4 protein-coding genes and 1 pseudogene are annotated in these 3,029 nt (G+C 53.4%); 4 read left to right on the top strand and 1 reads right to left on the bottom strand.

Going from position 1 to position 3,029, the window contains the following annotated elements:
• Window positions 1–372: 372 nt before the first annotated feature.
• Entirely contained in the window at window positions 373–1,011 is a 639-nt protein-coding gene (locus tag VD17_RS30380) for an antitoxin Xre/MbcA/ParS toxin-binding domain-containing protein (protein WP_080932108.1), read from the bottom strand.
• Window positions 1,012–1,551: 540 nt separating this feature from the next.
• On the opposite strand from VD17_RS30380, the pseudogene VD17_RS32410 reads away from it, so the two are divergent.
• The 4 genes and pseudogenes from VD17_RS32410 to VD17_RS30395 all read left to right on the top strand — a co-directional run.
• Window positions 1,552–1,785: pseudogene (locus tag VD17_RS32410) on the top strand (copper-transporting ATPase); the annotation flags it as partial.
• 35 nt (window positions 1,786–1,820) lie between these two features.
• Entirely contained in the window at window positions 1,821–2,231 is a 411-nt protein-coding gene (locus VD17_RS30385) for a MerR family transcriptional regulator (protein ID WP_046057056.1), read from the top strand.
• The gene (locus VD17_RS30390; protein ID WP_046057057.1) at window positions 2,228–2,470 is read left to right on the top strand and encodes a DUF2933 domain-containing protein; all 243 of its coding nucleotides are present in this window, start codon (window positions 2,228–2,230) and stop codon (window positions 2,468–2,470) included. Before VD17_RS30385 ends, VD17_RS30390 begins: the two co-directional genes overlap by 4 nt.
• Window positions 2,471–2,631: 161 nt before the next feature.
• Window positions 2,632–2,973, top strand: a complete 342-nt coding sequence (locus VD17_RS30395; protein WP_046057058.1) for a hypothetical protein — start codon at window positions 2,632–2,634, stop codon at window positions 2,971–2,973.
• The last annotated feature ends 56 nt before the right edge of the window (window positions 2,974–3,029 follow it).

Raw genomic sequence — 3,029 nt, forward strand, 5'->3', positions numbered from 1 at the left:
TGTGTTTTCACACAGTCTGCGTAGGCTGCGATTTTTAATGTTGGTGCCCAACAACATAGTTTGACACACGAACATCAATAAAATCAGTCATTTACAGGGCCTGCAGCACTCCCCAGATGACAACATAACTTGACACAACCCATGGCGATATTCGAATGACGGGATGAGTCAATAACAACATAGTTTGACACTACCCGCAGGAGCCTTTTTAAAGTCGAGAATGCTGCCGAACAAAATATTTTGACAACAACGGCTCAGTGAATTCAGGGGTAAACGGCTTAACGGAGCTCGCCAGCTGAATGAGTATTTTGACAACAATGCCCGTTGCGGTCGCGTACCCGCTTGTGATGGTTCTACTTAGCGGCGGTTGGATCAAAATGACATGCCCTCTGCTACCTGAATCAGCATTTCTTCGACCCGATGTGTGCCGTGGGTTGTAGTGAGCATGGCAGTTGGACTTTTACCCGAAAAACGGGATTTGGGTTTGGAAAGCCATTGTTTGGCCTTCCCTGCGTCCCCGAAGATCACCTCGGCCATGGCGGTAATGTGTGCAAAGCGGAACAGTCGATCGCTCTCATCCACCGTTAAGAGCTGATTGCTGACCAATTTTGTTTTGAGCGTTTTGAGTGGAATGATTCTGTCGCGCTCTTCCGGACTTAAGGTTCCAGCGTCGCAAAGCGACATGATCATGCTGGCCGAGAAGCCAGCTACGATCATGTCGTGAATGTCCTGATCAGAGGCGTTTGAGGGGATATTAATAGATGCCTCCAGCCGGATGCGGTAGGCATGATAAGCATCATCACGCAGGACTCCAGCAAACACGGACTGCACTGATGTTGTGCCATGCGTAGGCTCCAGCACTATTGTGCCATTCGCTACCGTAATCGTCAGATCGTCCCCAACACCTACCCCCATTTTGACAAGCAATTCTGGAGGTAAATCAACGATGACATCGCCGCTACCGTCCTCAGTATTCTGGCATTTGACTATCCAACGCTCGCTTTCACTCATGATCGTCCGGCTCTCATTACGTCATTAGAGAAGACACGCCATTATGCTCGCGCGGAGAGCTGATCTCGTCATTGGATAACCGTGCATAGAGGCAATTCTTGCCGGGTATTGCGACGAGCGGCTGCTCCCTCCGGCGCATCGGCAAAGATGCCAGCGAAAAGCTCGACTGCACGCCCGCCGTTTTCACTTTCGAGTGCTACATCGGACGGAAACGGGTCTGCGACAGCCATCGGTCTAGTCAGAAAGATACTCGCCGAAGGTAAGGAAATCAGTCATAACGCGAGTTGGTGACTTTCCATTGGCTGGAATCATCATCCAACCTAGTCCGATCAGCATTGAGATGGTTACCAAGTCAACAGACCAGCCTCAATCCTTATTTCGAGGACTCGTCCAGCAATCGCGTTGCTGCTTGACCTTTCCCCAATAGTAAGGTCCAACCTTACGGGAGAGAGGCTCTTCAGGAGGTTGGTGATGGTCAGCCTATTCCCCCATACCGCAACGTCCAATCCTATCCAGCAATGGAGGTTCCGCGTAGCGGGTATGCGCGGCGACCCGGCTCTGGTGGCGGATGCCTTGATGCTGTCCCGTTACACTTATGCCCAGATTCTGAAGAGTCCGCTCTGGGCCTTCGTCTACAACCTGATCGGTATTCCGCTAGCAGCAATGGGCGTGTTGGGTCCGGCAGTCCTGGTGCGGTAAGGGCGTTGTCCCAGTGTCTCAGTGGTTACTTACACCTTGCTACGGAACTGTTGGCAGCCGGCACAACGAGAATAGGGCTGACTCGGTGGTTCAGCGAACCGGAGGATCTTATGAACATTGGTGAGGCGGCAAGTGTCAGCGGTTTGTCCGCCCGGATGATCCGCCACTACGAGCGCATCAATCTGATCCCGCCGTCACAGCGCACGCGGTGTGGCTATCGCGTCTACTGCGAGTGCGATGTACACGTTTTACGCTTCATCCACCATGCACGAGATCTGGGATTATCGATCGAGCGGGTTCGTGCATTATTGGCGTTATGGCGGGAGCGCAATCGCTCTGACGACGAGGTTCAGGCTATTGCGCTGAGCAACATCGATGCGCTGAATGCGCGTATTACCACGCTTCAGATCATGCGCGAGGCCCTGTCGTATCTGGCCGAGCATTGCGATGACGCTGAGCAACCACCTGGGCTGGTTCTGGATGAACGCGCCCATGACTTGCCCGAGAGGAGAGCATCATGACTCGTAATAAACCCTCAATGGTTCAGCTGGGCATCGGTGCGGCCATTATCCTGGCGGCTACCTATGTCTTGTTTCCCGCTTTTCAAGCCTGGATCGCGGCGAATGCGCTGATCTTTCTGGTGCTGCTGTGCCCGCTGTCGATGGTGTTTTGTATGCGCAACATGCACAAGGATCCGCCCAGTACCAATGACACACAGGAGGTAAAACCAATCAACCGTGACCCGAACGATAGGCCGTGAGCTGTAACTATTTCCATGCTCAGCGAGTTGGGCCTGGCTGTTCAGCGAGTCCTTGTATCTATCACGAGGAGGTTCTTATTGACCTTCAGATTCTATCCGACGGGCTCGTCCTGACAGATTCGTAATTGTACAGTCCGCTACCAGCAACTAGACTCCCCCGCATGAAACGCTACCTGCGGTGTTGCCTCATTTTCCTGATTAGCCTGGCGCTTCCCCTCAGCGGGATGGCGGGCATTCAGGCACCGACAGAGCCTTGCCCGATGAAAATGGCGGGTATGGCGATGATGGATGACATGGGACCGGACTGCTGCCATGACATGAAAAGCCCCACCGATCACGGGAAGCCCTGCAAACCTGGTCAGGAATGCAAGACTGGCGGTATGTTGCAAGTATCGATCATCAAGCCTGTCACTCGCTTGTCCAGTCCGCTGGTGCTATCCCTTTTCAGCGACTTCCCGCCCATTCAAACCCCATCCGGGGTATGGCGTCCGCCCCGCGCCTGATTCCTGTACCACACTGAGTTTCATCCTGCCTTAGTGGGATGGTATTTCTGCGTGCA

The sequence above is a fragment of the Pseudomonas fluorescens genome (genome assembly GCF_000968015.1).
Classification (GTDB): domain Bacteria; phylum Pseudomonadota; class Gammaproteobacteria; order Pseudomonadales; family Pseudomonadaceae; genus Aquipseudomonas; species Aquipseudomonas fluorescens_W.